At 75.2% G+C, this 24,836-nt stretch carries 28 protein-coding genes and 1 pseudogene; 14 read left to right on the forward strand and 15 right to left on the reverse strand.

Annotated elements, in window-relative coordinates; translation table 11 throughout:
* Positions 1-89 precede the first annotated feature (89 nt).
* Positions 90-593, forward strand: a complete 504-nt coding sequence (locus tag ACI79W_RS10880) for a hypothetical protein (protein WP_456562098.1) — start codon at positions 90-92, stop codon at positions 591-593.
* 27 nt (positions 594-620) lie between these two features.
* Here the strand turns inward: ACI79W_RS10880 and ACI79W_RS10885 are convergent, their stop codons facing one another.
* Positions 621-1,151, reverse strand: coding sequence for a helix-turn-helix domain-containing protein (locus ACI79W_RS10885; protein WP_456562099.1), 531 nt, complete (start codon positions 1,149-1,151; stop codon positions 621-623).
* Positions 1,152-1,205: 54 nt separating this feature from the next.
* On the opposite strand from ACI79W_RS10885, the gene ACI79W_RS10890 reads away from it, so the two are divergent.
* The 4 genes from ACI79W_RS10890 (at position 1,206) to ACI79W_RS10905 (ending at position 3,488) form a co-directional block, all read left to right on the forward strand.
* Positions 1,206-1,553 carry a hypothetical protein gene (locus tag ACI79W_RS10890; RefSeq protein WP_456562100.1) on the forward strand — a complete coding sequence of 116 codons (348 nt, stop codon included), beginning with the start codon at positions 1,206-1,208 and terminating at the stop codon, positions 1,551-1,553.
* Position 1,554: 1 nt separating this feature from the next.
* Positions 1,555-2,490 (forward strand): alpha/beta hydrolase family protein, encoded by a 936-nt coding sequence (locus tag ACI79W_RS10895; protein ID WP_456562101.1) that lies wholly within the window; start codon positions 1,555-1,557, stop codon positions 2,488-2,490.
* 96 nt (positions 2,491-2,586) lie between these two features.
* On the forward strand, positions 2,587-3,075 hold the full coding sequence (locus ACI79W_RS10900; RefSeq protein ID WP_456562102.1) for a cupredoxin domain-containing protein: 489 nt from the start codon (positions 2,587-2,589) through the stop codon (positions 3,073-3,075).
* A complete protein-coding gene (locus ACI79W_RS10905; protein ID WP_456562103.1) occupies positions 3,075-3,488 on the forward strand; it encodes a hypothetical protein in 414 nt (137 codons plus the stop codon). The genes ACI79W_RS10900 and ACI79W_RS10905 overlap by 1 nt, the downstream gene beginning before the upstream one ends.
* A gap of 48 nt (positions 3,489-3,536) precedes the next feature.
* Here ACI79W_RS10905 and xylA read toward each other — a convergent pair whose 3' ends face one another.
* Genes xylA through ACI79W_RS10920 form a run of 3 tightly spaced genes read right to left on the reverse strand, consistent with a single transcriptional unit; the run spans position 3,537 to position 6,162 of the window.
* Positions 3,537-4,697: a xylose isomerase gene (gene xylA, locus ACI79W_RS10910; protein ID WP_456562104.1), complete on the reverse strand. Its 1,161-nt coding sequence runs from the start codon at positions 4,695-4,697 to the stop codon at positions 3,537-3,539.
* The gene (locus ACI79W_RS10915) at positions 4,694-4,882 is read right to left on the reverse strand and encodes a hypothetical protein (RefSeq protein ID WP_456562105.1); all 189 of its coding nucleotides are present in this window, start codon (positions 4,880-4,882) and stop codon (positions 4,694-4,696) included. Before ACI79W_RS10915 ends, xylA begins: the two co-directional genes overlap by 4 nt.
* The gene (locus ACI79W_RS10920; RefSeq protein ID WP_456562106.1) at positions 4,879-6,162 is read right to left on the reverse strand and encodes an ROK family transcriptional regulator; all 1,284 of its coding nucleotides are present in this window, start codon (positions 6,160-6,162) and stop codon (positions 4,879-4,881) included. The genes ACI79W_RS10915 and ACI79W_RS10920 overlap by 4 nt, the downstream gene beginning before the upstream one ends.
* A 213-nt stretch (positions 6,163-6,375) precedes the next feature.
* Here ACI79W_RS10920 and ACI79W_RS10925 point away from each other — a divergent pair, with 213 nt between their 5' ends.
* Positions 6,376-7,794, forward strand: a complete 1,419-nt coding sequence (locus tag ACI79W_RS10925; RefSeq protein WP_456562107.1) for a xylulokinase — start codon at positions 6,376-6,378, stop codon at positions 7,792-7,794.
* 151 nt (positions 7,795-7,945) lie between these two features.
* Here the strand turns inward: ACI79W_RS10925 and ACI79W_RS10930 are convergent, their stop codons facing one another.
* Entirely contained in the window at positions 7,946-8,671 is a 726-nt protein-coding gene (locus tag ACI79W_RS10930; RefSeq protein ID WP_456562108.1) for an alpha/beta fold hydrolase, read from the reverse strand.
* Positions 8,672-8,698: 27 nt separating this feature from the next.
* Here ACI79W_RS10930 and ACI79W_RS10935 point away from each other — a divergent pair, with 27 nt between their 5' ends.
* Entirely contained in the window at positions 8,699-10,126 is a 1,428-nt protein-coding gene (locus ACI79W_RS10935) for an NAD(P)/FAD-dependent oxidoreductase (protein WP_456562109.1), read from the forward strand.
* 70 nt (positions 10,127-10,196) lie between these two features.
* Complete coding sequence (locus ACI79W_RS10940; protein WP_456562110.1) at positions 10,197-11,516, forward strand: DUF2254 domain-containing protein; 1,320 nt, start codon at positions 10,197-10,199, stop codon at positions 11,514-11,516.
* A 10-nt stretch (positions 11,517-11,526) separates the two neighbouring features.
* On the opposite strand, the gene ACI79W_RS10945 is transcribed toward ACI79W_RS10940, so the two are convergent.
* The 3 genes from ACI79W_RS10945 to ACI79W_RS10955 are packed head-to-tail and all read right to left on the reverse strand — an operon-like array spanning position 11,527 to position 14,631.
* Entirely contained in the window at positions 11,527-12,204 is a 678-nt protein-coding gene (locus ACI79W_RS10945) for an alpha/beta hydrolase (RefSeq protein ID WP_456562111.1), read from the reverse strand.
* Complete coding sequence (locus ACI79W_RS10950; RefSeq protein ID WP_456562112.1) at positions 12,201-13,511, reverse strand: erythromycin esterase family protein; 1,311 nt, start codon at positions 13,509-13,511, stop codon at positions 12,201-12,203. Before ACI79W_RS10950 ends, ACI79W_RS10945 begins: the two co-directional genes overlap by 4 nt.
* The gene (locus tag ACI79W_RS10955) at positions 13,504-14,631 is read right to left on the reverse strand and encodes a carboxylate-amine ligase (RefSeq protein WP_456562113.1); all 1,128 of its coding nucleotides are present in this window, start codon (positions 14,629-14,631) and stop codon (positions 13,504-13,506) included. Before ACI79W_RS10955 ends, ACI79W_RS10950 begins: the two co-directional genes overlap by 8 nt.
* A 188-nt stretch (positions 14,632-14,819) precedes the next feature.
* Between ACI79W_RS10955 and ACI79W_RS10960 the strand changes: the two genes are divergently transcribed.
* Complete coding sequence (locus ACI79W_RS10960) at positions 14,820-15,746, forward strand: GGDEF domain-containing protein (protein WP_456562114.1); 927 nt, start codon at positions 14,820-14,822, stop codon at positions 15,744-15,746.
* A 12-nt stretch (positions 15,747-15,758) separates the two neighbouring features.
* Here the strand turns inward: ACI79W_RS10960 and ACI79W_RS10965 are convergent, their stop codons facing one another.
* Positions 15,759-16,565, reverse strand: coding sequence for an SDR family oxidoreductase (locus ACI79W_RS10965; RefSeq protein WP_456562115.1), 807 nt, complete (start codon positions 16,563-16,565; stop codon positions 15,759-15,761).
* Between the two features lie 75 nt (positions 16,566-16,640).
* On the opposite strand from ACI79W_RS10965, the gene ACI79W_RS10970 reads away from it, so the two are divergent.
* On the forward strand, positions 16,641-17,276 hold the full coding sequence (locus ACI79W_RS10970; protein WP_456562116.1) for a CAP domain-containing protein: 636 nt from the start codon (positions 16,641-16,643) through the stop codon (positions 17,274-17,276).
* Positions 17,277-17,371: 95 nt separating this feature from the next.
* Here ACI79W_RS10970 and ACI79W_RS10975 read toward each other — a convergent pair.
* A pseudogene (locus tag ACI79W_RS10975) lies at positions 17,372-17,743 on the reverse strand (hypothetical protein); the annotation flags it as partial.
* A gap of 51 nt (positions 17,744-17,794) precedes the next feature.
* Here ACI79W_RS10975 and ACI79W_RS10980 point away from each other — a divergent pair.
* Positions 17,795-18,313 carry a DinB family protein gene (locus tag ACI79W_RS10980; RefSeq protein WP_456562117.1) on the forward strand — a complete coding sequence of 173 codons (519 nt, stop codon included), beginning with the start codon at positions 17,795-17,797 and terminating at the stop codon, positions 18,311-18,313.
* A 16-nt stretch (positions 18,314-18,329) separates the two neighbouring features.
* On the opposite strand, the gene ACI79W_RS10985 is transcribed toward ACI79W_RS10980, so the two are convergent.
* Positions 18,330-19,280 (reverse strand): hypothetical protein, encoded by a 951-nt coding sequence (locus ACI79W_RS10985; protein WP_456562118.1) that lies wholly within the window; start codon positions 19,278-19,280, stop codon positions 18,330-18,332.
* 123 nt (positions 19,281-19,403) lie between these two features.
* Positions 19,404-19,874, reverse strand: a complete 471-nt coding sequence (locus ACI79W_RS10990) for an ArsI/CadI family heavy metal resistance metalloenzyme (RefSeq protein ID WP_456562119.1) — start codon at positions 19,872-19,874, stop codon at positions 19,404-19,406.
* A 129-nt stretch (positions 19,875-20,003) separates the two neighbouring features.
* Here ACI79W_RS10990 and ACI79W_RS10995 point away from each other — a divergent pair, with 129 nt between their 5' ends.
* The 3 genes from ACI79W_RS10995 to ACI79W_RS11005 are packed head-to-tail and all read left to right on the forward strand — an operon-like array spanning position 20,004 to position 21,870.
* Positions 20,004-20,342 carry a metalloregulator ArsR/SmtB family transcription factor gene (locus ACI79W_RS10995; RefSeq protein WP_456562120.1) on the forward strand — a complete coding sequence of 113 codons (339 nt, stop codon included), beginning with the start codon at positions 20,004-20,006 and terminating at the stop codon, positions 20,340-20,342.
* On the forward strand, positions 20,339-21,466 hold the full coding sequence (gene arsB, locus ACI79W_RS11000) for an ACR3 family arsenite efflux transporter (protein ID WP_456562121.1): 1,128 nt from the start codon (positions 20,339-20,341) through the stop codon (positions 21,464-21,466). The genes ACI79W_RS10995 and arsB overlap by 4 nt, the downstream gene beginning before the upstream one ends.
* A complete protein-coding gene (locus ACI79W_RS11005) occupies positions 21,463-21,870 on the forward strand; it encodes an arsenate reductase ArsC (RefSeq protein WP_456562122.1) in 408 nt (135 codons plus the stop codon). Before arsB ends, ACI79W_RS11005 begins: the two co-directional genes overlap by 4 nt.
* Here the strand turns inward: ACI79W_RS11005 and ACI79W_RS11010 are convergent.
* The 3 genes from ACI79W_RS11010 to ACI79W_RS11020 all read right to left on the reverse strand — a co-directional run bounded on the left by ACI79W_RS11010 (position 21,854) and on the right by ACI79W_RS11020 (position 24,808).
* On the reverse strand, positions 21,854-22,405 hold the full coding sequence (locus tag ACI79W_RS11010; RefSeq protein ID WP_456562123.1) for a DUF4334 domain-containing protein: 552 nt from the start codon (positions 22,403-22,405) through the stop codon (positions 21,854-21,856). The genes ACI79W_RS11005 and ACI79W_RS11010 overlap by 17 nt on opposite strands.
* Positions 22,402-22,578 carry a DUF4177 domain-containing protein gene (locus ACI79W_RS11015; RefSeq protein ID WP_456562186.1) on the reverse strand — a complete coding sequence of 59 codons (177 nt, stop codon included), beginning with the start codon at positions 22,576-22,578 and terminating at the stop codon, positions 22,402-22,404. The genes ACI79W_RS11010 and ACI79W_RS11015 overlap by 4 nt, the downstream gene beginning before the upstream one ends.
* Positions 22,579-22,732: 154 nt before the next feature.
* Positions 22,733-24,808 carry a glycosyltransferase gene (locus tag ACI79W_RS11020; RefSeq protein ID WP_456562187.1) on the reverse strand — a complete coding sequence of 692 codons (2,076 nt, stop codon included), beginning with the start codon at positions 24,806-24,808 and terminating at the stop codon, positions 22,733-22,735.
* Positions 24,809-24,836 lie beyond the last annotated feature (28 nt).

Raw genomic sequence — 24,836 nt, forward strand, 5'->3', positions numbered from 1 at the left:
AGCGCCGGGGGCACCGAGGGTTGACGACCCGCGCACGGGGCACGCTCGTCGAGCACTGGACCAGCCCCCGACCCGAGAGGTGCGCACCCATGGGCCTGCCCATCACCCTGTCCGAGATCGCCCCCCGGATCTCCGCCGGCGCCTTCATCCTCAACAGCGGCCTCGGCAAGCGCGGCGCCGACGAGGAGGCCGCCGCCGGGATGCACGGCTTCGCCAGCGGGACCTACCCCTTCCTCGGCAGCGTCCCGCCGCAGCAGTTCGCCAAGGCCCTGTCGACGGCGGAGATCGCCATCGGCGCCGCCCTGCTCACCCCGTTCGTGCCGACCGCCGTCGCGGGTGCCGCACTCACCGCCTTCTCCGGTGGCCTGCTCGGCCTCTACCTGAAGACCCCGGGCATGCGGAAGGAGGGCAGCCTGGCGCCCACCGAGCAGGGTCTGTCCATCGCCAAGGACAGCTGGCTGCTGGGAATCGGTATCGGCCTGCTGGTGCGCGGCACCGTCGACCGCGAGCCGCGGCGGGTGCGCAAGGCGGCGAAGGTCCTCGACAAGGCCAACAAGCGGGCGGCGAAGGCGCGCAAGCGCCTGGACCGGTGACCGCCCCGGCCACGCCGCCTGGCGCGCTCAGCCGTCGTCGCCGGGCAGGTTGACCAGGCCGACCAGCCGGCGCCGGCGCCCGTCGCCGGGCCGGTTGGCCAGCCGGCGCTGCAGCACGGTGCGCAGGTCGGTCAGGAGGCCGTCGAACTCCTCGTCGGTCAGCCACAGGCCGATCTGGCGGTAGCCGACGCCGTCGCGCGCCAGGTCGGGGTCACCGCGGTCGAGGTACCGGTCGAAGTCGGCCAGCAGCGTGGCGACGAACGCCGTGAACGCCCGCCGGTGCTCCTCGGGTGACAGGGCGGCCAGGTCGTCGGCCGGCACGTTCGCCGCCTCGAGCACCAGGCGGTAGCTGCGCTCGGCAGCGCCGCGCACCTTCCGCTCCCCCACCACCTCGAGCACCCCGGCGTCGGCCAGCACCCCGACGTGCCGGTAGAGCGACGCGACCGGCACGTCGGGGAGCGCCGACCGCAGCTCACCGGTGGTGAGCGTGCGATCCCCCAGGAACGCCTGCACGACGCGGAGCCGGACGGGGTGCAGCAGCAGGTCGACCGAGTTCACGCGCTCACCGTTCTCATTCTTGACAACAGTCTCATATCGGAGAATAGTGACGGCATGGCCACGCTGCAACTGACGCCCGAGACCCTCTCGGTCCACCTGACCCCCGGCGAGAAGCTCGCCGGCCTCCTGCGCGACGTCGAGGTGCCACGCAGCGCGATCTCGCAGGTCGAGGTCGTGACCGACGCCGTGCCGGCGGCCCGCGGGTTGCGCGCCCCCGGGCTGGCGCTGCCCGGCGTCCGGAAGATCGGCACCTGGCGGCGCCCCGGGGAGCGCACGCTGGTCTGCGTGCGGCGGGGCCAGCCGGCCGTGCGCATCCACCTCGAGGGCCAGCGGTACGACGCGCTGCTCGTCGGCGTGGACGACGTCGCCGCCGTGGCCGCCTCGCTGCGACGGGCCGGCTGACGTGCGCGACGTCCCGGTCCAGGTCGCCGGCGCCGCTCCCCTCGCCGGCACGCTGACCCTCCCCGACGCGCCGCTGCCGGTCCCCGCCGTGCTGCTCGCGTCCGGATCCGGCCCGATCGACCGCGACTCCAACCACCGCCGCGCGCGCTTCGACGTCGCCCGCCAGCTGGCCTCCGCGCTGGCCGACGCGGGGATCGCCTCGCTGCGCTACGACAAGCGCGGCGTCGGCGGCAGTCCCGGCGACTGGCGCACCGCGGGTCTGCAGGACAACGTCGACGACCTCGGCGCCGCCCTGGACGCGCTCCGCACGCGGCCGGAGGTCGACGCCGGCCGCGTGCTGCTGGCCGGGCACAGCGAGGGGGCGATCCTCGCGGCCGCGCTCGCCGCCCGCGGAGCCCCCGTGTCAGGGCTCGTGCTGCTCGCGATGAGCGCCAGCCCGGGCGAGGAGCTCCTGCGGTGGCAGGCCCGGCAGATCGCCCCGACGCTCCCCGCCCCGGTCCGGTTCGTGCTCCGGCTCCTCCGCACCGACCTGGAGACGAAGGTCGCAGCCAACCACCAGCGGATCAAGGCCACGACCACGGATGTGGCGCGGATCGGCGGGGCGCGGATCAACGCCCGGTGGCACCGCGAGTTCATGGCCCACGACCCGCGGGAGGACCTCCGCCGCATCGACGTCCCGGTGCTGGCGGTCACCGGCGCGAAGGACCTGCAGGCGCGGCCGGCGGACCTGGCGGTCATCGCGACGACGGTGCGCGGGCCGGTGGAGACCCACCTGGTGCCCGACCTCACCCACACGCTGCGCCGTCAGCCGGGGCCGGCGTCGATGAGCGCCTACCGGCGCGAGCTGAAGGATCCGGTGGACCCGGAGGTGCTGGGCACGGTCGTCACGTGGTGCGAGCGGGCGATCACTCCCGCCGACGGCGCGACGGAGGACTGACCGGCGCGCGGGAACCCCTTCCGCCGCGGGGTGACCGGCCGCAGGATCTCGATCCGCGATGGCCGCCGCCCGGTGGCCGGACCGGAGGAGGTCCCCGTGCACTCGTGGAACACCCGCCCCGCGGCCCGCCGCCTCGCCGTCGCGATGACCGGCCTGGCCCTGGTCGTCACCGGCTGCGGCTCCGACGACCCCGAGACCGGGGTCGCCGCCGACACCTCGGCCGAGAGCACCACCGAATCCTCGCCGCCCAGCGCGGCGGAGACCTCGGCGTCGTCCCCGGCGTCGTCGCCGGCCGGGGAGCAGGAGGCGGAGGCCGTCGAGGCGCAGCTCGTCGACTTCGCCATCGAGCTCGACGAGGACAGCTTCTCGGCGGGCACCTACGAGTTCGCGGTGTCGAACGAGGGCGACGCGAGCCACGACTTCGTCGTCGAACGCGACGGCGAGGACGTCACGGCGACGGCGGTCCTGCAGCCGGGGCAGTCGGAGACCCTCACGGTGGAGCTCGAGCCGGGCAGTTACGTCTTCTACTGCTCCGTGGGCAACCACCGCGGGATGGGCATGGAGGTCAGCGTGGAGGTCGCGTGATGACCACGGCGACCACCCCTCGGCGGGGCGCCGGCGCGCTGACGTGGGTGCTGCGGCTGGCGGGCGCGGTGCTGCTGGCCGTGATGGGCTGGCTGCACCTGGACCTGTGGTTCGACGGCTACCGGACCATCGACGTGATCGGGCCCGCCTTCATGCTCAACGCCATCGCGGGGTTCGGGCTGGCGGTGCTGCTCCTGGTCGCGCCCCGGCGGCTGCTGTGGCTCGCCGCCGCGCTCGGGGCCCTGACCGCGCTGGGCACCCTCGCCGCCCTGCTGCTGTCCACCACGGTGGGGCTGTTCGGCTTCGTCGAGAGCACCGCGGCGCCGCTGTGGTGGGAGACGTTCTGGGTCGAGCTGGCGGCGGTCGTCGTCCTCGCGGTGCTCGCCGTCGACGCCCGGCGGCGACCGGCCTGACCCGGTCGGGTGGGCGGGGAGTGCCCCGCCCACCCGACCGGGATGTGCTCAGCGGACGCCGAGCAGGTGCTCCATCGCGAGCTGGTCCAGCCGCTCGAAGTGCAGGCCACGGGCGCCGAGGGCCTCGGGGTCGTGGGCCTCGCTCCGCAGGGCGTCCAGCGACTCGCCCTCGGCCAGGGTCGGGACGGCGAGCTCGCCCACCCGCGCGGCCTCCAGTGCCTCGGCGACCTCGGGATCGGCACGGAACGCCTGCACCTTGTCGCGCAGGATCAGGTAGTTGCGCATGCAGGCCCGGGCGGTCTCCCAGACGCCGTCCATGTCCTCGGTCCGCGGCGGCTTGTAGTCGAAGTGGACGTAGCCGTCGTAGACCTTGCCGGTGCCGGCGCCGAGGAGGGCGTCGACGGTCCAGAAGGCGCCGCGCAGGTTGCCCGCGCCGAAGCGCAGGTCCTGGTCGAAGCGCGGGCCGTGCTGGCCGTTGAGGTCGATGTGGAAGAGCTTGTCGTGCCACAGCGCCTGCGAGATGCCCTGGGCGAAGTTCAGCCCGGCCATCTCCTCGTGCCCGATCTCGGGGTTCAGCCCGACGCGGGAGGGCTCCTCCAGCTCGTTGATGAAGGCGAGGGCGTGACCGATGGTCGGCAGCAGGATGTCGCCACGCGGCTCGTTGGGCTTGGGCTCCAGGGCGAAGCGGATGTCGTAGCCCTTCTCGCGCACGTAGGCGCAGAGGACGTCCAGCCCCTCCTTGTACCGGTCGAGCGCGGCGGCGACGTCCTTGGTGGCGCCCGACTCCGCACCCTCGCGGCCGCCCCAGAGCACGTAGGTCTTCGCCCCGAGCTCGGCGGCCAGGTCGATGTTGCGCAGCACCTTGGCCAGGGCGTAGCGGCGGACGGCGCGGTCGTTGGCGGTGAAGCCGCCGTCCTTGAACACCGGGGCGCCGAACAGGTTGGTGGTGGCCATCTCCACGCCGACGCCGGTCTCGGCGAGCGCCTTCTTGAACCGCTCGAGGGTCGCCTCGCGGGTGGCGTCGTCGGGCACCAGGTCGTCGTCGTGGAAGGTCACGGCGGCCGCACCGAGCTCGGCCAGCCGGTGCACGGCCTCGACCGGGTCCAGCGGGGGCCGGACGGCGCCGCCGAAGACGTCGACGCCCTGCCAGCCGACGGTCCACAGACCGAAGCTGAACCTGTCGTCCTTGCGGGGGGTGTAGTCGCTCATGCGGGGATCTCCGTCCGGGTCGTTCGGTGGGCTGCGCTGCCCTCGGGAGCCTCCGGCACGCGCCGGCTCGCGCGGTCGTCGGCGGACGAGGAGGTGGGCCGCTCGCCGGTGGCGAGGGTGGTCCCCAGGTCGGTGACCTGGATGTCGGGGGTGCGCGAGTGCGCCGGGCCGGGCGGCAGGGTCACCGTGCGCCTGCACCGGCGGGCTCGAGCGACGGCACCGGCACCAGGGTCGGGTCGTCGAAGACCGACTCCAGGGCGACGTGCGCGCCGCCGCGGACGGCGGCCGTGAACCCGAGGGTGGAGAGGACGACGCGCGCACCGGCCACCCGGGGCCCCAGCACGCGCGCCTCCAGCTCGGCCATCAGGGGGGCCATGAAGAACTTGCCGAGCACCGCGAAGTAGCCGCCGAGGATGACCACCCGGGGGTTGAACAGGTTGATCAGCACGGCCGCGCCGGTGCCGAGGGAGGTGCCCACCTGGTGGAGGGCGGCGAGCGTGCGGGCGTCGCCGGCCTCGGCCCGGGCAGCCACCTCCGAGAGGCGCGCCTCCAGGTCGCGGGCCGGGTCGCCGACCGGGTCCCCCGGGTCGGCGGCGGCGCGCAGCAGCGCCGCCATGCCGACGACGGTCTCCCAGCAGCCGCGCCGACCGCAGCCGCACACGACGTCCGGGTCGCCCAGCGAGGTGTGGCCGACCTCGCCGGAGAGCCCGCCCGCGCCGCGCAGCAGCCGACCGGCGACGATCACGCCGCCACCGACGCCGACCTCACCGGTCAGGTAGACCAGGTCGGGGGTGCGCGCCTCCGAGCCCATCGCCCACTCGGCGATGGCCGAGAGGTTGGCGTCGTTCTCGACGCGGATGGGGAAGTCGGTGCCCAGGCGGGAGCGCAACCCGTCCAGCACCGGGACGTCGTGCCAGCCGATGTTGGGGGCCAGCGTGACGACGCCGTCGACGCTGCGGACCAGGCCGGCGACCGCCACGGTCAGCCCGGCCGGGCGGGCACCGGTGGCGGCGGCCGCGGCCACGGCCTCGGACACCAGCACGGCGACCGCGTCCAGGGTCCGCTCGGCGCCGAGCGCCGGCAGGTCGAGGGCGAGCCGCTTCTCGAAGAGCACTCCACCCCGCAGGTCGAGCACGAGCACCGCCGCGTAGTCGACGTTGAGCTCCACCCCGATGCCGCAGACGCAGCCCCCGTCCAGGTGCACGGTCAGCCCCGGTCGGCCCACCGACCCGGCGCGGTCCGCCTCCCCGGTGGTGACCAGGCGGCGGTCGGAGAGCTCGGCGACGAGGCTGGAGACGGTCGCCTTGTTCAGGCCGGTCTCCTGGGCGATGCGGGCGCGGGAGCGCGGGCCGTGGTCGCGGAGGTGCCGCAGGACGAGCCCGAGGTTGGTGCGCCGAACCGTGGCCTGGTCGGCCGGGGCCCGCCGTTCGGACGACCCGTCGTACAGCGACGGCGTCTCCCCCATGCCCACCTCCTCGCCGCTCGTCCGGAAATTCGTCGGTTGCGCAAACAAATTAGGGGTCCCCCGTCGGGCGGTCAAGACGGACCGCCGCACCCCTGCCGTGCCCCTCGGCCGGGCACGGGTCGGGCGGGCGGCCTAAGGTGCCGTTCCCATGACGCCCCTGTCCTCAGCGCTCGCCGCCGCACGCTCCGCCAGCCACGGCCCGGAGCGGGTCCGATGACGCTCGTGGCGGGCGTGGACACCTCGACGCAGGCGTGCAAGGTCGTCATCCGCGATGCCGTCACCGGTGAGCTGGTCCGCTCGGGCCGGGCGCCGCACCCGGAGGGCACCGAGGTCGACCCCCGGGCGTGGGAGGAGGCCTTCCGGGCCGCGGCCGCGGAGGCAGGTGGGCTCGACGACGTGGACGCCCTGGCCGTCGGCGGGCAGCAGCACGGGATGGTGTGCCTCGACGAGCGGGGCGAGGTGGTCCGCGACGCGTTGCTGTGGAACGACGTCCGCTCGGCCCCCGCCGCCGCCGAGCTGATCCGGGAGCTCGGCGACGGCGACGAGGACGCCGGGCGCCGCGCCTGGGCCGACGCCGTCGGCCTGGTGCCGGTCGCCTCGTTCACCGCGACGAAGCTGCGCTGGCTGGCCGACGCGGAGCCCGCGAACGCCGACCGCACCGCGGCCGTCTGCCTCCCGCACGACTGGCTGACCTGGCGGCTGCAGGCCGACCGCGACCTCGGCACGCTGGTGACCGACCGCGGTGACGCCAGCGGCACCGCCTACTGGTCGGCCCGCACCGGCGAGTACCGCTTCGACCTGCTCGAGCGCGCCCTGCGGGGCCGGCGTCCCGCGGTGCCCCGGGTCGCGGGCCCCGCCGAGCGCGTCGGCACCCTCGCCGGTGGCCGCGCCGCCCTCGGGCCCGGCACCGGTGACAACGCCGCGGCCGCGCTGGGCCTGGCAGCGCAGCCGGGCGACGTCGTCGTCTCCATCGGGACCTCCGGGGTCGTCTCCGCGGTGACCCCCACCGCCGTCGCCGACGTCACCGGCACCGTGGCCGGGTTCGCCGACGCCACCGGGAACCACCTCCCGCTCGTGGCCACGCTCAACGCCGCCCGCGTGCTCGACGCCGCCGCCGCGCTGCTCGGGGTGGACCACGCGACCCTCTCGGAGCTGGCGCTGTCGGCCCCCTCCGGCGCCGACGGCCTGGTGCTGGTGCCCTACCTGGAGGGTGAGCGGACGCCGAACCTCCCCCACGCCACGGGCTCGGTGCACGGCCTGACCCTGCGCACGTCCACGCCGGCGCACTGGGCCCGCGCCGCCGTCGAGGGGCTGCTGTGCGGGCTGGCCGACGGCATCGAGGCCGTCGTCGCCCAGGGGGTGGACGTCCAGCGGGTGATGCTCATCGGCGGGGCCGCCCGCTCGACGGCCGTGCAGCAGCTGGCTCCCGGCATCTTCGGCCGGCCGGTCCTCGTCCCACCGCCCGGCGAGTACGTCGCCGACGGCGCCGCGCGGCAGGCCGCGTGGGCGCTCTCCGGGACCGACGCCCCTCCGGCGTGGGCGCAGCCGGGGCTCCGCGAGTTCGACGCCCCGGCAGCGGTGCACGTCCGCGAGCGCTACGCCGAGGTCCGCGGCCGCACCGACGGCCAGTAGAAGGACCTCCCTGCCCCGCAGCGCTCGCTCCGCTCGGGGCGGGTCCCTGCAGGGAGGCCGTTCCAGCACGTCACCGGGTCGAGCAAGCGATGCGGCAGGGAGGCGTGCGGTGTGCGGCGTGGTGGGGCGCCGCACGGCGTGGTCGACGCCGTCAGAGGGTGCGGAGGACCGCCGCGAGCTGGGCGGGGTGGGTCTGCACGGTCATGTGCGCCGCACCCGGCAGCTCGACCAGGTGGCCCCGCGGCGCCGCCCCGGCCACCCGCGCCGCCCAGTCAGCCGGGCAGAGGGCGTCCCGGTCACCGCGCACCACGACGACCGGCGCCGTGACCGCGGCCAGCCGCTCGTCGATGGCGTCCGGTGCAGCCACCCGCCACAGCGCGCTCATCGCCCGCGGGCCGGTGCGCAGCCACTGCCGCAGGACCAGCGGCACCTGCCACCAGGGCTCGGCGAGGGCGGTGCGCACCCAGCGCGCGGCGAGCACCCGGAACCGGCGCATCCGGGGATCGGTGGTGGGACCGCACAGCACGACGCCCACCACCCGGGGGTCGGTGGCGGCTGCGGCCACCACCTGGCAGCTCTGCGAGTGGCCCACCAGGAGCACCGGCCCCTGGGGCAGCGAGGCGACGAGGCTCCGCGCCAGCTCGTCGACGGCCGGCACCGGCGACCGCCGCCCCATGCCGGGCAGGACGACGACGTCCGCGGCAACTTCTCGGCGCAACCTGCGCGAGGAACGTTCATCCAGCCCGAGACCGGGAACGAGAACGACGGACACCGATCGCGGCACCCCGGAGGGTCTACCGGTCCCGCGGACGAGCCGCGAGCCGACGGGGGTCGACGCGCTGTGACGTGCATCTCCCGGGGTGCGCCCGACCGGCACGGGGCCGAGTGGAAGGATGGAAACATCATGACGACATCACCAGCGCAGGCGCCCGCCCCCACCGACACCCCCGGCGGCCGGCCGCGCGTCGTCATCGTCGGCTCCGGCTTCGGTGGTCTCTTCGCCGCGCAGGCGCTGAAGAAGGCCCCGGTCGAGGTCACGCTGATCGGCAAGACCGCCCAGCACCTGTTCCAGCCCCTCCTCTACCAGGTGGCCACCGGCATCCTCTCCGAGGGCGAGATCGCGCCGGCCACCCGCGAGATCCTGCGCCGGCAGAAGAACGCGCGCGTCGTCCTCGGTGAGGTCACCGAGATCGACGTGGCCGCCCGCACGGTGACCTCGGAGATCCTCGGCCGGAAGCTGGTCCACCCCTACGACGAGCTGATCGTCGCCGCGGGCGCCGGGCAGTCGTACTTCGGCAACGACCACTTCGCCGAGTTCGCGCCGGGCATGAAGAGCATCGACGACGCCCTCGAGCTCCGCGGCCGGATCTTCGGCGCCTTCGAGCTGGCCGAGATCGCCAAGGACCCGGCAGAGGTCGACCGGCTGCTCACGTTCGTCGTGGTCGGCGCCGGCCCCACCGGGGTGGAGATGGCCGGTCAGATCGCCGAGCTGGCGCGTCGCACGCTGCGGCGCGACTTCCGCAACATCAACCCCACCGGCGCGCGGGTGATCCTGCTCGACGCCGCGCCGGCGGTGCTGCCCTCCTTCGGCAAGAAGCTGGGCGAGCGCGCCCGCAAGCAGCTCAACGAGATCGGCGTCGAGGTTCAGCTCGGGGCGATGGTCACCGGCGTCGACGCCGACGGCCTGGAGGTCAAGGACACCGACGGCCAGGTCCGCCGCATCCAGGCGGCGACGAAGATCTGGGCCGCGGGGGTGCAGGCCAGCGAGCTCGGGCGCATCCTCGGCGAGCAGACCGGCGCCGAGGTGGACCGGGCGGGCCGCATCTCGGTGCAGCCCGACCTCACGCTGCCCGGGCACCCGGAGATCCACGTCGTCGGCGACATGATGGCGCTGGGCAAGCTGCCCGGCGTGGCCCAGGTCGCCATCCAGGGTGGCCGCTACGCCGCCGAGGCGATCGCGCGCCGGGCCACCGGCAAGAAGCCGCAGGAGCCGTTCAAGTACTTCGACAAGGGGTCGATGGCGACCATCTCCCGGTTCTCGGCCGTCGCCGACATCGGGAAGTTCGAGTTCAGCGGGTTCATCGCCTGGGTGCTGTGGCTGGTCGTGCACCTCATGTACATCGTCGGCTTCAAGAGCCGCATCACCACGGTCCTGCACTGGATGGTCAGCTTCCTCGGCCGGGGCCGCTCCGAACGGGTGGCCACCCAGCAGCAGGTCTACGGCCGGCTGGCGCTGGAGCAGCTGGGTCCGAGGTGGGAGGTCTCCAAGACCGGCGGGCCCAAGGACGTCGACCCCGCCGGCGAGGACGTCACGCAGCGCGACTCCGCGTAGCCACCGGACCGACCGGCGCGGGAATCCCCGCGCCGGTGCGTATCGGCCGCGGAACGGGTAGGCGGGCCCCGTGACGCAACGGGGACAGACCAGCGCAGCTCGATCGCAGTCACCTCTCTGGCTCTGGCCGGCGGCCAGCGCGGCGGTCGCCGCCGCCGCGGGCTGGGCGCTGGGCATGGTGGAGCCCCGCGGCGGGTTCCTCGCGGCGCTGTGGCCGGCCGACACCAGCGCCGCCGGCACGCTGCTCCAACTGGTCGCGACCGCCGCGGTCACCATCGCCACGCTGACCTTCAGCATCACGATCGTGGCCCTGCAGCTGGCCTCGCAGCAGTTCTCCCCCCGGCTGCTGCGCGACTTCACCCGCGACCCGGTCACCAAGCGGGTCCTGTCGGTCCTGACCGCGACCTTCGTCCTCGCGATCACCGGGCTGCGCGGGATCAACCAGGACCAGCCGGTGCCCACACTCGTCTGCCTGGCCGCCGCGCTGCTGGGCATCGGCTGCGTCGGCGCGCTGCTGGCCTTCATCAGCCACATGGTCCGCATGCTGCGCGTCGACACGATGATGACCCGCGTCCACAACGACACCCGGCGGGCGATCGAGACGTTCTACGGCCCGTACGCCGACCACGGGCAGCGGTCGCCCGACGACATCGACCTGGAGACGACCGAGGGCCGGCTGGTTCCCGCGGCCGGCAGCGGCTTCGTCGAGGTCGTCGACACCGCCACGCTGGTGGATGCCGCCCGGACGCACGACGCCGTCGTCCGCGTCGAGGTCCGGCCGGGGGACCAGGTCACGATGGGCACGCCCCTGGGCACGGTCTGGGGCGCGTCCGAGGAGATCGACGACGCCGTCCGGGCCGCCGTGGTGCTCAACAACGAGCGGACCATCGACCAGGACGCCGGCTTCGGGTTCCGCCAGCTGGAGGACATCGCCGTGAAGGCGATGTCCCCGAGCGTGAACGACCCGGTCACCGCAGCGACGGCCATCGGCCACATGGGCGATCTGCTGGTCCGGCTCACCGGCCGGCACCTCGGGCCCACGCTGCACGACGACGAGGACGGCACCGGCCGGGCGATCGTCCCCGACCGTGACCTGCGGTACTACCTGGACCTCGCCTGCGGCCAGGTCGCCCGCTTCGGCGGCAGCGAACCCACGCTGGTCACCGCCCTGCTGCGGATGCTCCGCGACGTGGCCGTCGCCTGCCGGGACGACGAGCAGCGGGCGGAGGTCGCCCGGGCCGCCGACCTGGTCGCCGGGGAGCTCTCGCCGGACTGGGGCCCGACGGACACCGCGACCGTCGAGCTCCACCGCGACCAGGTCACCGCCGCGCTCGAGGGGCGGACAGTCGACGCCTTCGCCGACCGGGCCGGCGAGACCCGCTCGATGTGAGCGCCGGGGGTCATGCCCGGCGCAGCCACCACTCCAGGGCCGCGGCCACGCCCTCGGGCCGGACCACGTGCCCGCCGTCGAACTCCACGTAGGTGAGGTCCTCGCCCGCGTCGCGGAAGGCGGCCGCCAGGCGCCGGCCGCACCGCGCGACCGGCAGCACCCGGTCCTCCGTGCCGTGGGTGATCCACAGCCGTGGGCGGCCCACGCACGCCGGCGGGTGCGCGAAGCCCGGGGAGAAGGCGAGCACCGCCTCGAACAGGTCACCGTTGGCCGCGCCGATCGACAGCGCGTAGGACGCCCCGTCGGAGAAGCCACCGACGGCGCACGCCGACACCGCGGCGTGCCCGGCGACCTGTTCCAGCGCCGCGTCGAGCACGCCGACGTCACGGCCCAGGCGCCCGGTGACCAGGTCCCAGGTGGCGGCCCCCGACCGCGGTGCCAGCACCAGCACCTGGTGCTCGGCGGCCGGCTCCTGCACCGCGGCCAGGCTCTGCGCGGGGGTCCCGCCGGCCCCGTGGAAGAAGACCAGCAGCGGGCGCGGGACCGGATCCCCCGGCGGGACGGCGAGCAGCGCCTCCGCTCCCCCACCCACGTCGAGCGCGTGCACCCCCGCCGGCCACGCCTCCCCCGGCACCGCCCCCACCGGCCGGCTGCCGAGGCGGCCCGACGCGTGCCCGGGCCCGGTCACGCGTCGAAGGCGGCGACGGGCACGTGCTCGTCGGCCCGCTCCAGGTGCAGCGGCTGCAACGGCGTGGTGCGGTCCAGGTACAGGAAGGCGTCGTAGCGCTCGCCCAGCACGGTGGGCACGTAGTTCCCCCACCGCTCCCGCTCGGGCCGGTAGACGACGCCGATCGCCCGGTGGTCCAGCCGCCGGCGCAGCCAGTCGGGCCGCTCCCCGCGCGGGTGGACGAACAGCGCATCCTCTCCCACGGTCTCGTGCAACAGCGCTTCCAGGCTCCCCGCCCGCGCGGGCGGCACGGCCATCCGCTCCATCTGCGCGCCCCACTCCCGCCCGGCGACCACCCCGCCGCGGTACCCGCCGAACCCGACGAGGACGACGTCGTCGACGCCGTGCCGCTCCCGCAGCAGCTGCCCGACGTTGGTCATCCCGGCGTCCGCCATGTCGGTGGCGCGGGCGTCGCCGATGTGCGTGTTGTGCTCCCAGACGACGGCCCTGGATGGGCGGGTCCCCGTGTCGTGGTGGTCCAGCAGCCGGTCGAGGGTGTCGGCCATGTGGACGTCGCGGACGTTCCACGACTCCGCGGACCCGCGCACCATGGCCCGGTAGTAGCGCTCGGCACCCACCACCACGGCCGCGTTCTGCTCGGCGGCGAACCGTGCGTCCGCGCCGGCGGCGGCCTCTGCCTCCCCGCGTCGCTCGCAGAGGGTGCGCAGCAGGTCGACGGCCGCCTGCTCGCACGAGGTGGGCGCGAACCGGCTGGCGAAGGCGTACTCGGCGCCGTCCTCGCCGAACGGCTCGAAGCAGGCGAGCGCCCGCTTGGCCTGCTCGACGTGGTCGGGCTCGTGCTCGGCGAGCCAGTCGACCAGCTCGTGCATCGAGTCCCACAGGCTGTAGACGTCGATGCCGTAGAACCCGACCCGGCGCTCCTCGGGGAGTCCCGCGTTGCGGTCGCGGAGCCAGCGGCAGAAATCGACGACGTCGTCGTTGGCCCACATCCACGTGGGCCAGCGGGTGAAGGCGTCGAGGGCGTCGCGGGGGTCCTCGTCGGCGTCCGGCCGCAGCCGCACGCTGCGGTCCACCCGGTAGCAGTCGGGCCAGTCGCCCTCCACGGCCACCAGGTCGAACCCGAGCTCCTCGACCAGCCGCCGGGTCAGCGCCGCCCGCCAGGCGTAGTACTCGTGCGTGCCGTGGCTGGCCTCGCCGATGGCGACGACCCGGGCGTCCCCGATCCGGTCCACGAGGGGGTCCAGGTCCGCAGGCGTGCGCAGCGGCCGGGCCAGGCCGCGGATCTGCTCGAGCACCGGTTCAGCCATGTCCCCGTCCTTCCCGCACGACCGAGGCGGCGACCTCGCGCAGGTCGCCGGTGCGCCGCCACACCGCGCGCTGGCGCACCGCGGAGGTACCCCGGGCCAGCAGCCGTTGCACGAGGTCCCGGACCTCGTCGAGCTCCCCGCGGTCGGCGAGGTCGTCGGCGAGCTCGGCCAGCAACGCCTCCACGGCCGTCCGTGCGTCGACGAGGACCCCGGCGACCGGGTCGAACAACGACCCGGAGACGCCGTCGCGGGCCGCCCGCCAGCGCGCCGCCCGCAGCAGCTCGGTACGCGGCTGCTCGAAGGGCTCGTCGCGTTGCGCGCGCGCGGCGAGGACGCGGACCAGGGAGGCCGCGAGCGCGGCGTGCAGCACGGCGTCGTCGAGGTCGGTGCACACGTCGGCCAACCGGAACTCCACGGTCGGCAGGTGCGACGACGGCCGCAGGTCCCAGTACAGGTGGGAGGCGTCCTCGATGACCCCGGCCGCGACCAGGCCGCCGACGACCGCGCGGTACCGGTCCGCGGAGCCCAGCGGCTCGGGGATGCCGGTGTGCGGCCAGCGCCCCCACCACAGCGTCCGGTAGCTCTCGTAGCCGGTGTCGGCGCCGTCGTGGAACGGCGAGCTGCCGGTGAGCGCGAGCAGCACCGGCAGGTGGGCGCGGGCCCGGTCGATCACCGCGACCGCCGTCTCCAGGTCGGGAACCCCGACGTGGACGTGGCAGCCGCAGATGTCCTGCCGCCGGGCCAGGCCGGCCCACCGCCGCACCATCGCCTCGTACCGCGGCTCCGGGGTGATCACCTGCTCGCGCCAGCCGGCCGACGGGTGCGTCGAGGCCATCAGGAGCGCCACCCCCGCGCCGGCCGCCGCGGCGCGCGCCTCCGCCCGCGTGCCCTCGAGCGCCGCCCGCACCTCGACGAGCGTCCGGCAGACACCGGTGGCCGTCTCCAGCTGCGTCGTGGTGATCTCGGCGTGCACCCGCTCGCCGAGCTGCTGCCGCGCGGCGGCGACGACGAGCTCCGGGCTCGGGGCGAGCGCGAAGGTCTCGGGGTCGACGAGGTGGAACTCCTCCTCCACCCCGACGGTGGCGCCCGCGGCACCCGGACGACCGGCGGTGGACTGCACGCGCCCTCCTGTCCCGGGCAGGACCCCTGCGCGCACCGTACGGCCCCGGCGGCGGTGCCGCACCCCGCCCGGGCGGGGTCGCGGGAACCACCCGGACGGGTCGTCTCCCCGCCCTGAGCGGCGCGGTGCCACCCCCGACCCGCAGGATGGTGGGCATCGACCTCGGGGGGAGGACGAGGAGGAACTGGGTGCACACCGGACCACGGACGGCCGCGACCCTGCTGGCAGTGGTCTACGGGATCAGCGGTCTGCTCTGCTGGTCCGGCGCCGCGGCGCCGATGGACGACGCCACACCGGTCAGGTTGCTGTGGGCGCTCGGTGGGATCGGCCTGGCGGCCGGCGCCGTGCTGCGGTCCACCGCGGGGCGGGTGCCGCCGTGGCTGCTGCACGTCGGCGTCGGCCTCCTGTCCGTGCTCATCGGCGTGGTCGCCTGGCGCTCGGCGACCGCCGTCGGCGTGGTGGGGCTCGGCCCGGCGCTGATCGCGGTGAGCCTGTACGCCGCGCACTTCCTGCCGCTGCCGGCCGCCCGTGCGCACAGCGTCTTCGCCGTCGTCTCCGGCACCACCGGCGCCTGGGCCGCCGCGCCGTCGGGCTTCCTCTCGCCGTGGATGGCCGTCGTCGTCTCCGTCGTCGTGCTGACCGAGGTGCAGGGGCGGCTGGCCCGGCAGCTGCGCCGGGCCGCGGCCACCGACCCGCTCACCGGCGTGGCCAACCGCCGGGCGTGGGAGGAGCAGGCTGCCGGGCACCTGGCGCGCGCGGCGCGCACCGGTGAACCCCTGACCTTCGCCATCCTGGACCTGGACGACTTCAAGGAGGTCAACGACCGCGACGGGCACCGCGCGGGCGACGACCTGCTCCGGGAGCTCACCGCGGGCTGGCGGCACCGGCTCCGGCGGGCCGATCTGCTGGGCCGCTACGGCGGCGACGAGTTCGTGCTGTGCCTGCCGGCGACGGACGAGGACGCGGCGTGGCGGCTCCTGGCCGCGCTGGCGGCGACCCATCCCTTCACCTGGACCGCCGGGGTCGCGGCGGCCGCGCCCGGGGACGAGCTCGCGACCGTGCTGGCCCGCGCCGACGCGCAGCTCTACCGGCGCAAGCGGAACCGGCTGGCCTGACCGAGGCCGGGCTCAGCCGCGGCGCCAGTCGTCGGCTTCGAGGTGGGATCCGGCCATCGGGCCCATCTGCAGCATCCCGCCGTCCACCGCCCACGAGGCGCCGGTGACGTACCCGGCGCCCGGCGAGGCGAGGAAGGCGACGACGGCGGCGACTTCGCGCGCGTCGCCCGGTCGGCGCAGCGGGACGCCGGGTCGCTCGTGCCCGGGCGCGGTCGGGTCCTCGTCCTCCTGACCGGTCATCGGCGTGGCGATCTCGCCGGGCGCGACGGAGTTGACGGTGATCCCGTGCTCGGCCAGCTCGAGGGCCGCGACCTTGGTGAGCAGGCCCAGGCCGCCCTTCGCCGCGCAGTAGCCGGCCGCCCCGACGCGGGGCGCGTGCTCGTGGACGCTGGTGATGTTCACGATCCGCCCGCCCCTCCCGGCGGCGACCATGCGCCGCGCGGCCCGCTGCAGGCACAGGAAGGCGCCGTCGAGGTCGGTGGCCAGCACCTCGCGCCAGGTGGCGAACTCCAGGTCCAGCAGCGGCGTGGAGTGGCCGGTGCCCGCGTCGTTGACCAGCACGTCGACGCCGCCGAGCGCATCGGCCAGCTCGTCGACGACGTCGGCCGCGGCGGGCAGCCGGGTCAGGTCGAGGTGGCGGACCTCCGCCCGGCGGCCGCGCGCCCGCACCTGCTCCGCGGTCGCCTCGCCGGCGTCCCGGTCGCGGTACCAGGTGACCCCGACGTCGCAGCCCTGCTCGGCCAGGGCCAGCGCGACCGCCCGCCCGATGCCCGACTCCGACCCGGTGACGAGGGCGACGCGCCCGCTGCCTTCCGCCATGCCGGGGACGCTAACGATCCCGCGACGGCCGCGCAGCGCGACGGGTCCCCCGGTGCTCCGGGGTAGAGCACGGGGATGCCTGCCACCCGATCCCTGCTCACCCGGGTCGTGCTCGTGCTCACCGCCGTCGTGCTGCCCACGACCGGGTGCGTCGTCGTGGAGACGTCGTCCCCCGGTACCGGCGCCGGGTCCGCCACCGCACCGGCGCCGGACGAACCGCCGTCGGCCGAGGACGGCGACGCCGCCGCACGGATGGCCCGCGCCGTCTTCGACCGGGTGAACGACGAGCGTGCGGCGCGCGACCTGGCGCCGCTGGAGTGGGACGAGTCGCTGGCGGGCGTGGCCCGGGACTGGAGCGAGCAGATGGCGGCCGACGGCCGGCTCCGGCACCAGGACGTCCGCGCGCTGCTCGGCCGGGACGAGCTGAGCGGCTTCACCGGCCTCGGGGAGAACATCTTCACCGCGTCGGGGCCGGTACCGGCCGGGGCGGCGCACGTCGGGTGGATGCGCTCGGACGACCACCGGGTCAACGTGCTCAACCCGGGCTGGAACCGCATCGGCATCGGCTTCCACTGCGCCCCCGACGGGTCGGTGTGGGCGACCCAGGAGTTCGGCCGCACGACCGGCGCCGACCGCCCCCGGGTCAGCCAGGAGACGCCCCCGCAGGAGCCCATCGCCCGCCCGGCGGAGGACGGCCCGTCCTGCTCCTGAGGTCGGCCGGTCAGCGCCCCCCCGGCCGCCCCGGCGAACCGCCGCGCCCACTCCCCCAGGAGGGTGCGCAGCTCGGGGGGCGACTCCACGCTGAACCCGGCGCCGACCGCGCCCAGCGCGAACGCGGCCCAGCCCAGCTGGTCGGTCTCCATCCGCACCCGGCACGCCTGGTCGCCGTCGTCCTCCACGGTGGCCCACGTCCCGATGCGCGCACGGACCAGCGCGGCCGGCGCGGCCACGCACGCCGCGACGACGTAGGACCCGGCGCGCACGTCGGTGCCGGCGCGGACGAACGCCTCGGGGCTCTCCGCCGGCAGCCGGCGCGGCGCGAAGCGCGCCCCGGGCGGCCGCGGGCCGGTCACCCGGTCGAGGCGGAAGCTGCGCCAGTCCCCGTCCCGTGTCGTACGCGACGAGGTACCAGCGGCGGCCCAGGGCCACCAGCCCGATTCGCGGCCGGGAACTGGCACCGATCGCCCCTAGCGTCATCCGCGACGTCCCACCTCGATGAAGGGCACCCCATGACCGACAGCACCCTCACCCGCGAGCGCGCCGACCTGCTCGAGACGCTCGCCGTGCACCGCGGGTTCCTGCGCTGGACGGTGCAGGGCCTCACCGACGAGCAGGCCCGGCGGCGGACCACCGCGAGCGAGCTGACCCTGGGCGGACTGGTCAAGCACGTCGCCGCCACCGAGGCGGGCTGGGCCCGCTTCGTCGTCGAGGGCACCGAGGCGATGGCCCCGCCGAGCGACGCGACCGGGGCCGACCAGTGGACCGACGGTTTCCGGCTGCTCCCCGGGGAGACGCTCGCGGACGTGCTCGCCGGCTACGACGAGATCGCGCGGCGCACCGACGACCTGGTGCGCACCCTGCCCGACCTCGACGTCTCCCACCCCCTGCCGGAGGCGCCGTGGTTCCCGCCGGGCGCGACCCGCTCGGCTCGGCGGGTGTTCCTGCACATCATCGCCGAGACCGCCCAGCATGCGGGCCACGCCGACATCCTGCGGGAGTCGCTCGACGGGCAGAAGACCATGGGCTGACAGCGGACGGGGCTCGTCAGCCCCCGTCGAGCTCCCGGACCCTGGCCAGGGCACGGTCGTGGGCCTCGGCCGCCTCGGTGGCGTCCCGCTCCGCGGCGGCACGGCGGCGCTCCTCGCGCCGGAGCGCCGCCGCCGCCTCCCCCGCCTGTCGCTCGGCCTCCGCCAGCTCGTCGGCCAGCTCCTCCACGCGGGCCCGGAGCGCCTGCTCGCGGGCAGCCAGCTCCTCGGTGGCGCGGCGGTGCTCCGCCAGGACCTCCTCGGCATCGCGGGCGGCCGCCTCGGCGTGGTCCGCCGCCTCCCGCGCGGCGGCCAGTTCCCGCCGCCGCTTCTCCTCGGCGGCCCGCCGGCGCTCCTCCTGCTCCCGCGCCCGCCGGTCGGCCGCCGGCTCCCCCACCTGCTTCCGGGATGCGGCGGCCTTCGCCGGCCGGGCATCGGCTCGCTCGGTGCGCTGCGCGCGGGGTGGGTGCACCAGCCGCAGGTCGGGGCGGGCGACCGTCGTCCCCATGCCGCTGTAGGACATCGGCGAGGTGAGCCGGCCGGTGAGCAGGGCCTGCCCCGCCCCGGGGTCGGACATCGCGGCGCGCAGCGTCTCCTCGACCTGCGCGGCCACGGACGTGCTGACCGGGTGACCCTGGGCGTGCGCCAGCGCCCGCGCCTGCCGGGTCAGGGCCGTCAGCAGCTGGCGGCGCTGGACGTCCAGCGCCCGCAGCTGGTCGCCGGCGAGGTTCTCCTGGGCCTCCCGCAGCAGCCCGCCGAGCTCGACCAGACCCTCGATCTCGGCGCGCTGCTCGCGCACGAGCAGGTTGCACGCCCAGGCGGCGGCCGACGCCTTGGGCAGCGCGCCGATCTCCTTGGCCAGCGACTTGTCACCGCCGGCCTTGGCCTCGTCCTGGCGCTGCTTGCGCAGGGCGACGAACTCCTCGGGCGGCACCGCGTACAGCTCGTCGGCCACCTCGTCGAGATCCACGGCGGCATCCTGCCCTCCCGTGTTGATCAGGTCACCTGATCGACAGGGGTCCTCTCCCACGCTCGGTGCTGAGCCAGGACCCCGAGCGGTGGGCCAGGAGCGGCGGGGACCCGCCCTGGCGGATCAGCAGCAGGAGGCGGCGGCCGGCTGGGCGTCCGTCCGGCAGCAGCTGCCGTCACCGGCAACCTCCGTGAGCTCGGGCTCGGTGCGCCCCTCCAGGTCCGGGCGCGCATCGGCCGTGACGGTGTAGATCTCCCACGGCTCGCCGCCCGGCCCGGTCACCCACACCTTGTCCTGGACGGCGTAGCAGCAGGTGGTGCCGTCCTCGACCCGCGTGGCCAGCCCCGCGTCGGCGAGCCGCCCGGTCGCGGCGGCGACCTCCTCGGAGGAGGCGACCTCGACGCCGAGGTGGTCCATGCGGGTGGGCTCCCCCGCCGCTCCCTCGAGCAGCACCAGCTTCAGCGGCGGCTCGGCGACGGCGAAGTTGGCGTAGCCCGGCCGCCGCTTGGCCGGGACGGTGTCGAACAGCCGCGAGTAGAAGTCGACGGCGGCGTCGAGGTCGGCGACGCGGAGAGCGAGCTGGACACGGGACACGAGAACCTCCTGCGGACGGGACATAGACGAGCGTCGATGCCTGAACGCAGAATGAACACCTTCCATCGATTCTTGTCAATACGATTCTCATCGTTACGATGACCGTCGACGTCCGACGAAGGAGCACCGATGAGCGAGCCGGCCCTGGCCTGCTGCACCCCGCTGTCCGGTACGGCGATGTCCGCCGAGCAGGCCGAGCAGGTCGCCCCCCTCCTGAAGGCGCTGGCCGACCCGGTCCGCCTCCGGCTGGTCAGCCTGATCGCCTCCAGCGCGACCGGTGAGGCCTGCGTGTGCGATCTCAACGACGCGTTCGACCTCACCCAGGCCACGATCAGCCACCACCTGAAGGTGCTGCACTCGGCTGGGCTGCTCGACCGCGAGAAGCGCGGGGTGTGGGTCTACTACGCCGTGCGCCCCACCGCGCTGCGCGCCGTCGCCGGGCTCTTCGACACCGCGGTACCGGCATGAGCGACGCCGTCCGGGAGACCGCCCGTCCCGACGCACCGGCCGACGCGCCCGTCCTGCAGAAGCTCTCCACCCTCGACCGGTTCCTGCCGGTCTGGATCATCGCGGCGATGGCGCTCGGGCTGGCACTGGGCCGCTGGGTACCCGGCCTGGACGACGCCCTGTCGGCGGTCGAGGTGGGCGACGTCAGCCTGCCGATCGCCATCGGCCTGCTGCTGATGATGTACCCGGTGCTGGCCAAGGTGCGGTACTCCGAGCTGGACCGGGTGACCGGCGACCGGAAGCTGCTGGGTGCCAGCCTGGTGCTGAACTGGCTGCTGGGCCCCGCGCTGATGTTCGCGGTGGCCTGGCTGCTCCTGCCCGACCTCCCCGAGTACCGCACCGGTCTGATCATCGTGGGCCTGGCCCGCTGCATCGCCATGGTGCTGATCTGGAACGACCTCTCCTGCGGCGACCGGGAGGCCGCCGCCGTCCTGGTCGCCATCAACTCGGTCTTCCAGATCCTCGCCTTCGCCGCGCTGGGCTGGTTCTACCTGCAGGTGCTGCCGGGCTGGCTGGGCCTGTCGACGACGTCGGCGGAGTTCAGCGTCTGGGCGATCGTGCTGTCGGTGCTCGTGTTCCTCGGCATCCCGCTGCTGGCCGGCTTCCTCACCCGCACGGTCGGCGAGCGGCGCAAGGGGCGCACGTGGTACGAGGGCACGTTCCTGCCCCGCATCGGCCCCGTCGCCCTCTACGGCCTGCTCTTCACGATCGTGATGCTGTTCGCGCTGCAGGGGGACGCGATCACCTCCCGGCCCTGGGACGTCGCCCGCATCGCGCTGCCGCTGCTCGCCTACTTCGTCCTCATGTTCGGCGGGTCGTTCCTGCTGGGCATGCGGCTGCGCCTCGGCTACGCGAAGACGGCGACGCTCGCCTTCACCGCGGCCGGCAACAACTTCGAGCTGGCCATCGCCGTCGCCATCGGCACCTTCGGCGTCACCAGCGGGCAGGCGCTCGCCGGCGTCGTCGGCCCGCTCATCGAGGTGCCGGTCCTGGTCGCGCTGGTCTACGTCTCGCTCTGGGCCGCCCGCCGCTGGTTCCCCGGTGACCCGACCGTCCCCGCGACCCCCGCAAGGAGCACCCGATGACCGCGAGCGTCCTCTTCGTCTGCGTGCACAACGCCGGCCGCTCGCAGATGGCCGCCGGCTGGCTGCGCCACCTGGGCGGGAACGCCGTCGAGGTCCGCTCGGCCGGCTCGCTGCCCGGCGACCAGGTCAACCCGGCCGCGGTCCAGGCCATGGCCGAGGTCGGCATCGACATCTCCGACCAGCGCCCCAAGGTGCTGACCACCGACGCCGTCGAGGCCTCCGACGTGGTGATCACCATGGGTTGCGGCGACGCGTGCCCGATCTTCCCCGGGAAGCGCTACCTGGACTGGCCGCTGGACGACCCGGCCGGCCAGGGGGTCGAGGCGGTGCGGCCGATCCGCGACGAGATCGAGCGGCTGATCCGGGGGTTGCTCGCCGAGCTCGCGGTCAGCCCTCGCGCCTGAGCACGAAGAAGAACGGGGCGGGCAGGCCGCGCAGGTCCATCAGGCCGAGCACCGTCCGGCTGTCCACCCGGCGGAAGACGTCGATGATCGGCAGCCGGTCGTAGACCATCGCGGCGGTGACCACGCCGCGGTGCTCGACGGCCCGCAGCCGGGCCTTCGGGCGGGACGTCGTCAGCAGCGGCCGGAGGGCGGTGAACGCGAGGCGGGCGGGTGTGCTGTGCGCCAGCGCGGGCAGCCCGCGCAGCACGCCCACCGGGATGAGCGCCGGGTCCACCGACCGCGGCCCCGAGCGCGTGGCGAACAGCAGCGGGTGCACGGTCTCGGCGTCGCGGAACTCCTTGCCCCACCAGCCGTAGCGCTCCAGCAGGCCGTCCAGCGGCGACCTGGTCGGCAGCTCGCTGCCGCGCCACCGGCCGAGCATCTCCTCGACCGCCTGGGGCCGGAGGAAGTCGAAGAAGGCCAGCGCCTCCTCCGGCGGGGCGAAGTGCCGGTGGTCGGCTAGCCACTTGTCGCCGCTGACGAACTGCAGCGTCATGCCACCGGGCGCTCGAAGGTCACCAGCACGCCGTCGACGCCGCCGGGACCGATGCGGCCCTTGACCTCCACGGAGGTGATCGCCTTGAGCTGCCAGCCGGAACGCGCGTGCTCGTTGAGCACCTTCTCCAGCTTCCCACCCGACATCTTGCCGCCGATGAGGCCCTCCCGGATCTCCTCGACCTTCTACTCGTAGCGCGCGGCTGCCATGGGGCCCCGTCCTCTCGGCTCGCTCCGGTCGTCGCCCACCAGCCTGCCGCGCCCCGCCACGGGCGTCGAGACGGAGCACTCCCCCCGCCGCGCTGCGCCGGCCCAAGGCCGCCGCAGCTCACCGGCCGGCGCCACCGCCGCCGCCGGCGGCCAGCGCGCGCTCCAGCTCCGGGGTCAGCCGCGGGATGGGCCGGGTGTCGTCGTCCACCGGCCGCCGGGCGGCCGGGGTGACGAAGGGGCTGCGCACCGCGGCGGCCACCGCGTCCGGGTTGACCGAGGCGGCCGGCACGCGCCGACCGGCGACTGCGGGCGTCCCGACGTCGACGGGCGTGGTCCCGGTGGCGGCCCAGCGGGCCGCGCCGGCACCGAACGCGGTCGCGGACAGCGCGGCCAGCTCGCACCACTGCCGGCCGACGAACTGCAGGCGGTGGACGTCGTCGGCACGGGACCGGACCACCGCGCGGAAGACGACGTGCGCGGCGCGGTCGGGCACGCGGATGGCGAGCTCCACCTCCGCCCCGACGGCGGCGCCGACCCCGCGGACGCGCACCTGCGCACCACCGAGCGAGACGTCGACGAGCCGGGCCGGGGCGCCCTCGACGACGGCGGGCAGCGCGGCCGCGAAGCGGTGCCCGTCGCGCCGCTCGGCGGAGAAGCGCGGGTCGCGGATGCGGCGGATGCCGGCGACGACGAAGCCGAGGGTGCTCGCCACCCAGAAGACCGGGACCAGCGTGGTGCCGCCGAAGCCGTGCTCGACCGGCGTCCAGCCGACCACGCTCGCGACCGTGAAGAGCAGGCTGCCGGCGAGCACGGCGGCGAGCACGAGCAGCATCGCCGGCACCCGGGCACGGGTCCGCTCCTCCCCCGTGCGGCCCTTCGCCGTCACCGCGAACCGGCCGGTGCCGCGCAGCACCAGCGACAGCGTGGCGGCGAGGTTGGAGGGCAGCCGGACCGCCTCGAACAGCAGCGAGAACCGCGCCGGGGCGAACCCGCGCGACAGGAGGCCCAGCGCGACCTGCTGCAGGAGGAACGGGATGCCGGCCATCACCGCGAACAGTGCGGGCGGCGCGTCCACCGGGAAGACGCCGGTGACCAGCACGGCCACCGGGACGAGCGCCAGGCCCAGCGTCCGCCACGAGTCGAACCACGCCGACAGCGAGTAGAGGTATCCCAGCCGCTGGCGGAGCGTGAGCCCCGGGGCGGTGAGCGGGTTGTCGTGCCGGAGCACCTGCATCGCGCCCCGACCCCACCGCCGGCGCTGGGCGTAGAAGGCGTCGGGGCTGCCCGCCGCCAGGCCCCGGGCGAGCACCTCGTTGTGGTACGCGCTCCGCCAGCCGGCGCGGTGCAGCTTCATGGTCGTGTGGAAGTCCTCGGTGAGCGACTCGGTGGCCACTCCCCCGACAGCGCGCAGCGCCTCGGCGCGCAGAACGGCGTTCGTCCCGCACCAGAAGGCCGCACCCGCATGGTGCTTGCCGGCCTGGATCACCCGGTAGAACAGCGACTCCTCGTGCAGGTCGACGCCCGGGCACAGGTGCTCGAAGGAGCTCGTGTTGTAGAAGTGCTGCGGCGTCTGCACCAGCGCCAGCCGGTCGTCGGCGAAGTAGGGCAGCGTCCGGGTGAGGAAGTCCGGGTCGGGCACGTGGTCGGCGTCGAACACCGCGACGAGGTCGGTGCGCACCTGGGCCAGCGCGTGGTTGAGGTTGCCCGCCTTGGCGTGGTCGTGCTCGGCCCGGCTCACGTAGCGGGCGCCCAGCGCGGTCACCATCTCCTCGACCTCGAGCCGGTCGCCGTCGTCGAGCACCCAGGTCTCGTGCTCCCCCTCCATGGCCAGGCAGGCGGCGACGGTGGGAAGCAGCACGTCGAGGTGCTCGTCGTAGGTGGCGATGAGCACGGTGACCGACGGCGGCGGCCCGGGGCGCGGCGCCGGCACGGTCGCCGGCGAGACGTCCCAGGTGGTCATCACGAAGAGCACGAGGGCAAGCCCACCGTAGAGCTCCAGCGCGAGGAACGGCACGCCCAGCCAGAGGGCCGGGCCCTCGGGCAGGGTCGCCAGCAGCCGCCACGTCAGGTAACCGGAGGTGGCCAGGACGGCGGCCACGGCCACCGCGCGCACCACGAGCAGCCGCGGAGCGCCCTCCGGCACCGGGACGGCGTCCCGGGTCCCGCTGGGGCGGCCCAACGCCGCCCGCTCCATGCTCACGCAGGAGGCATCGACACCCGGG

This window comes from Blastococcus sp. SYSU DS0533 (assembly GCF_054050775.1).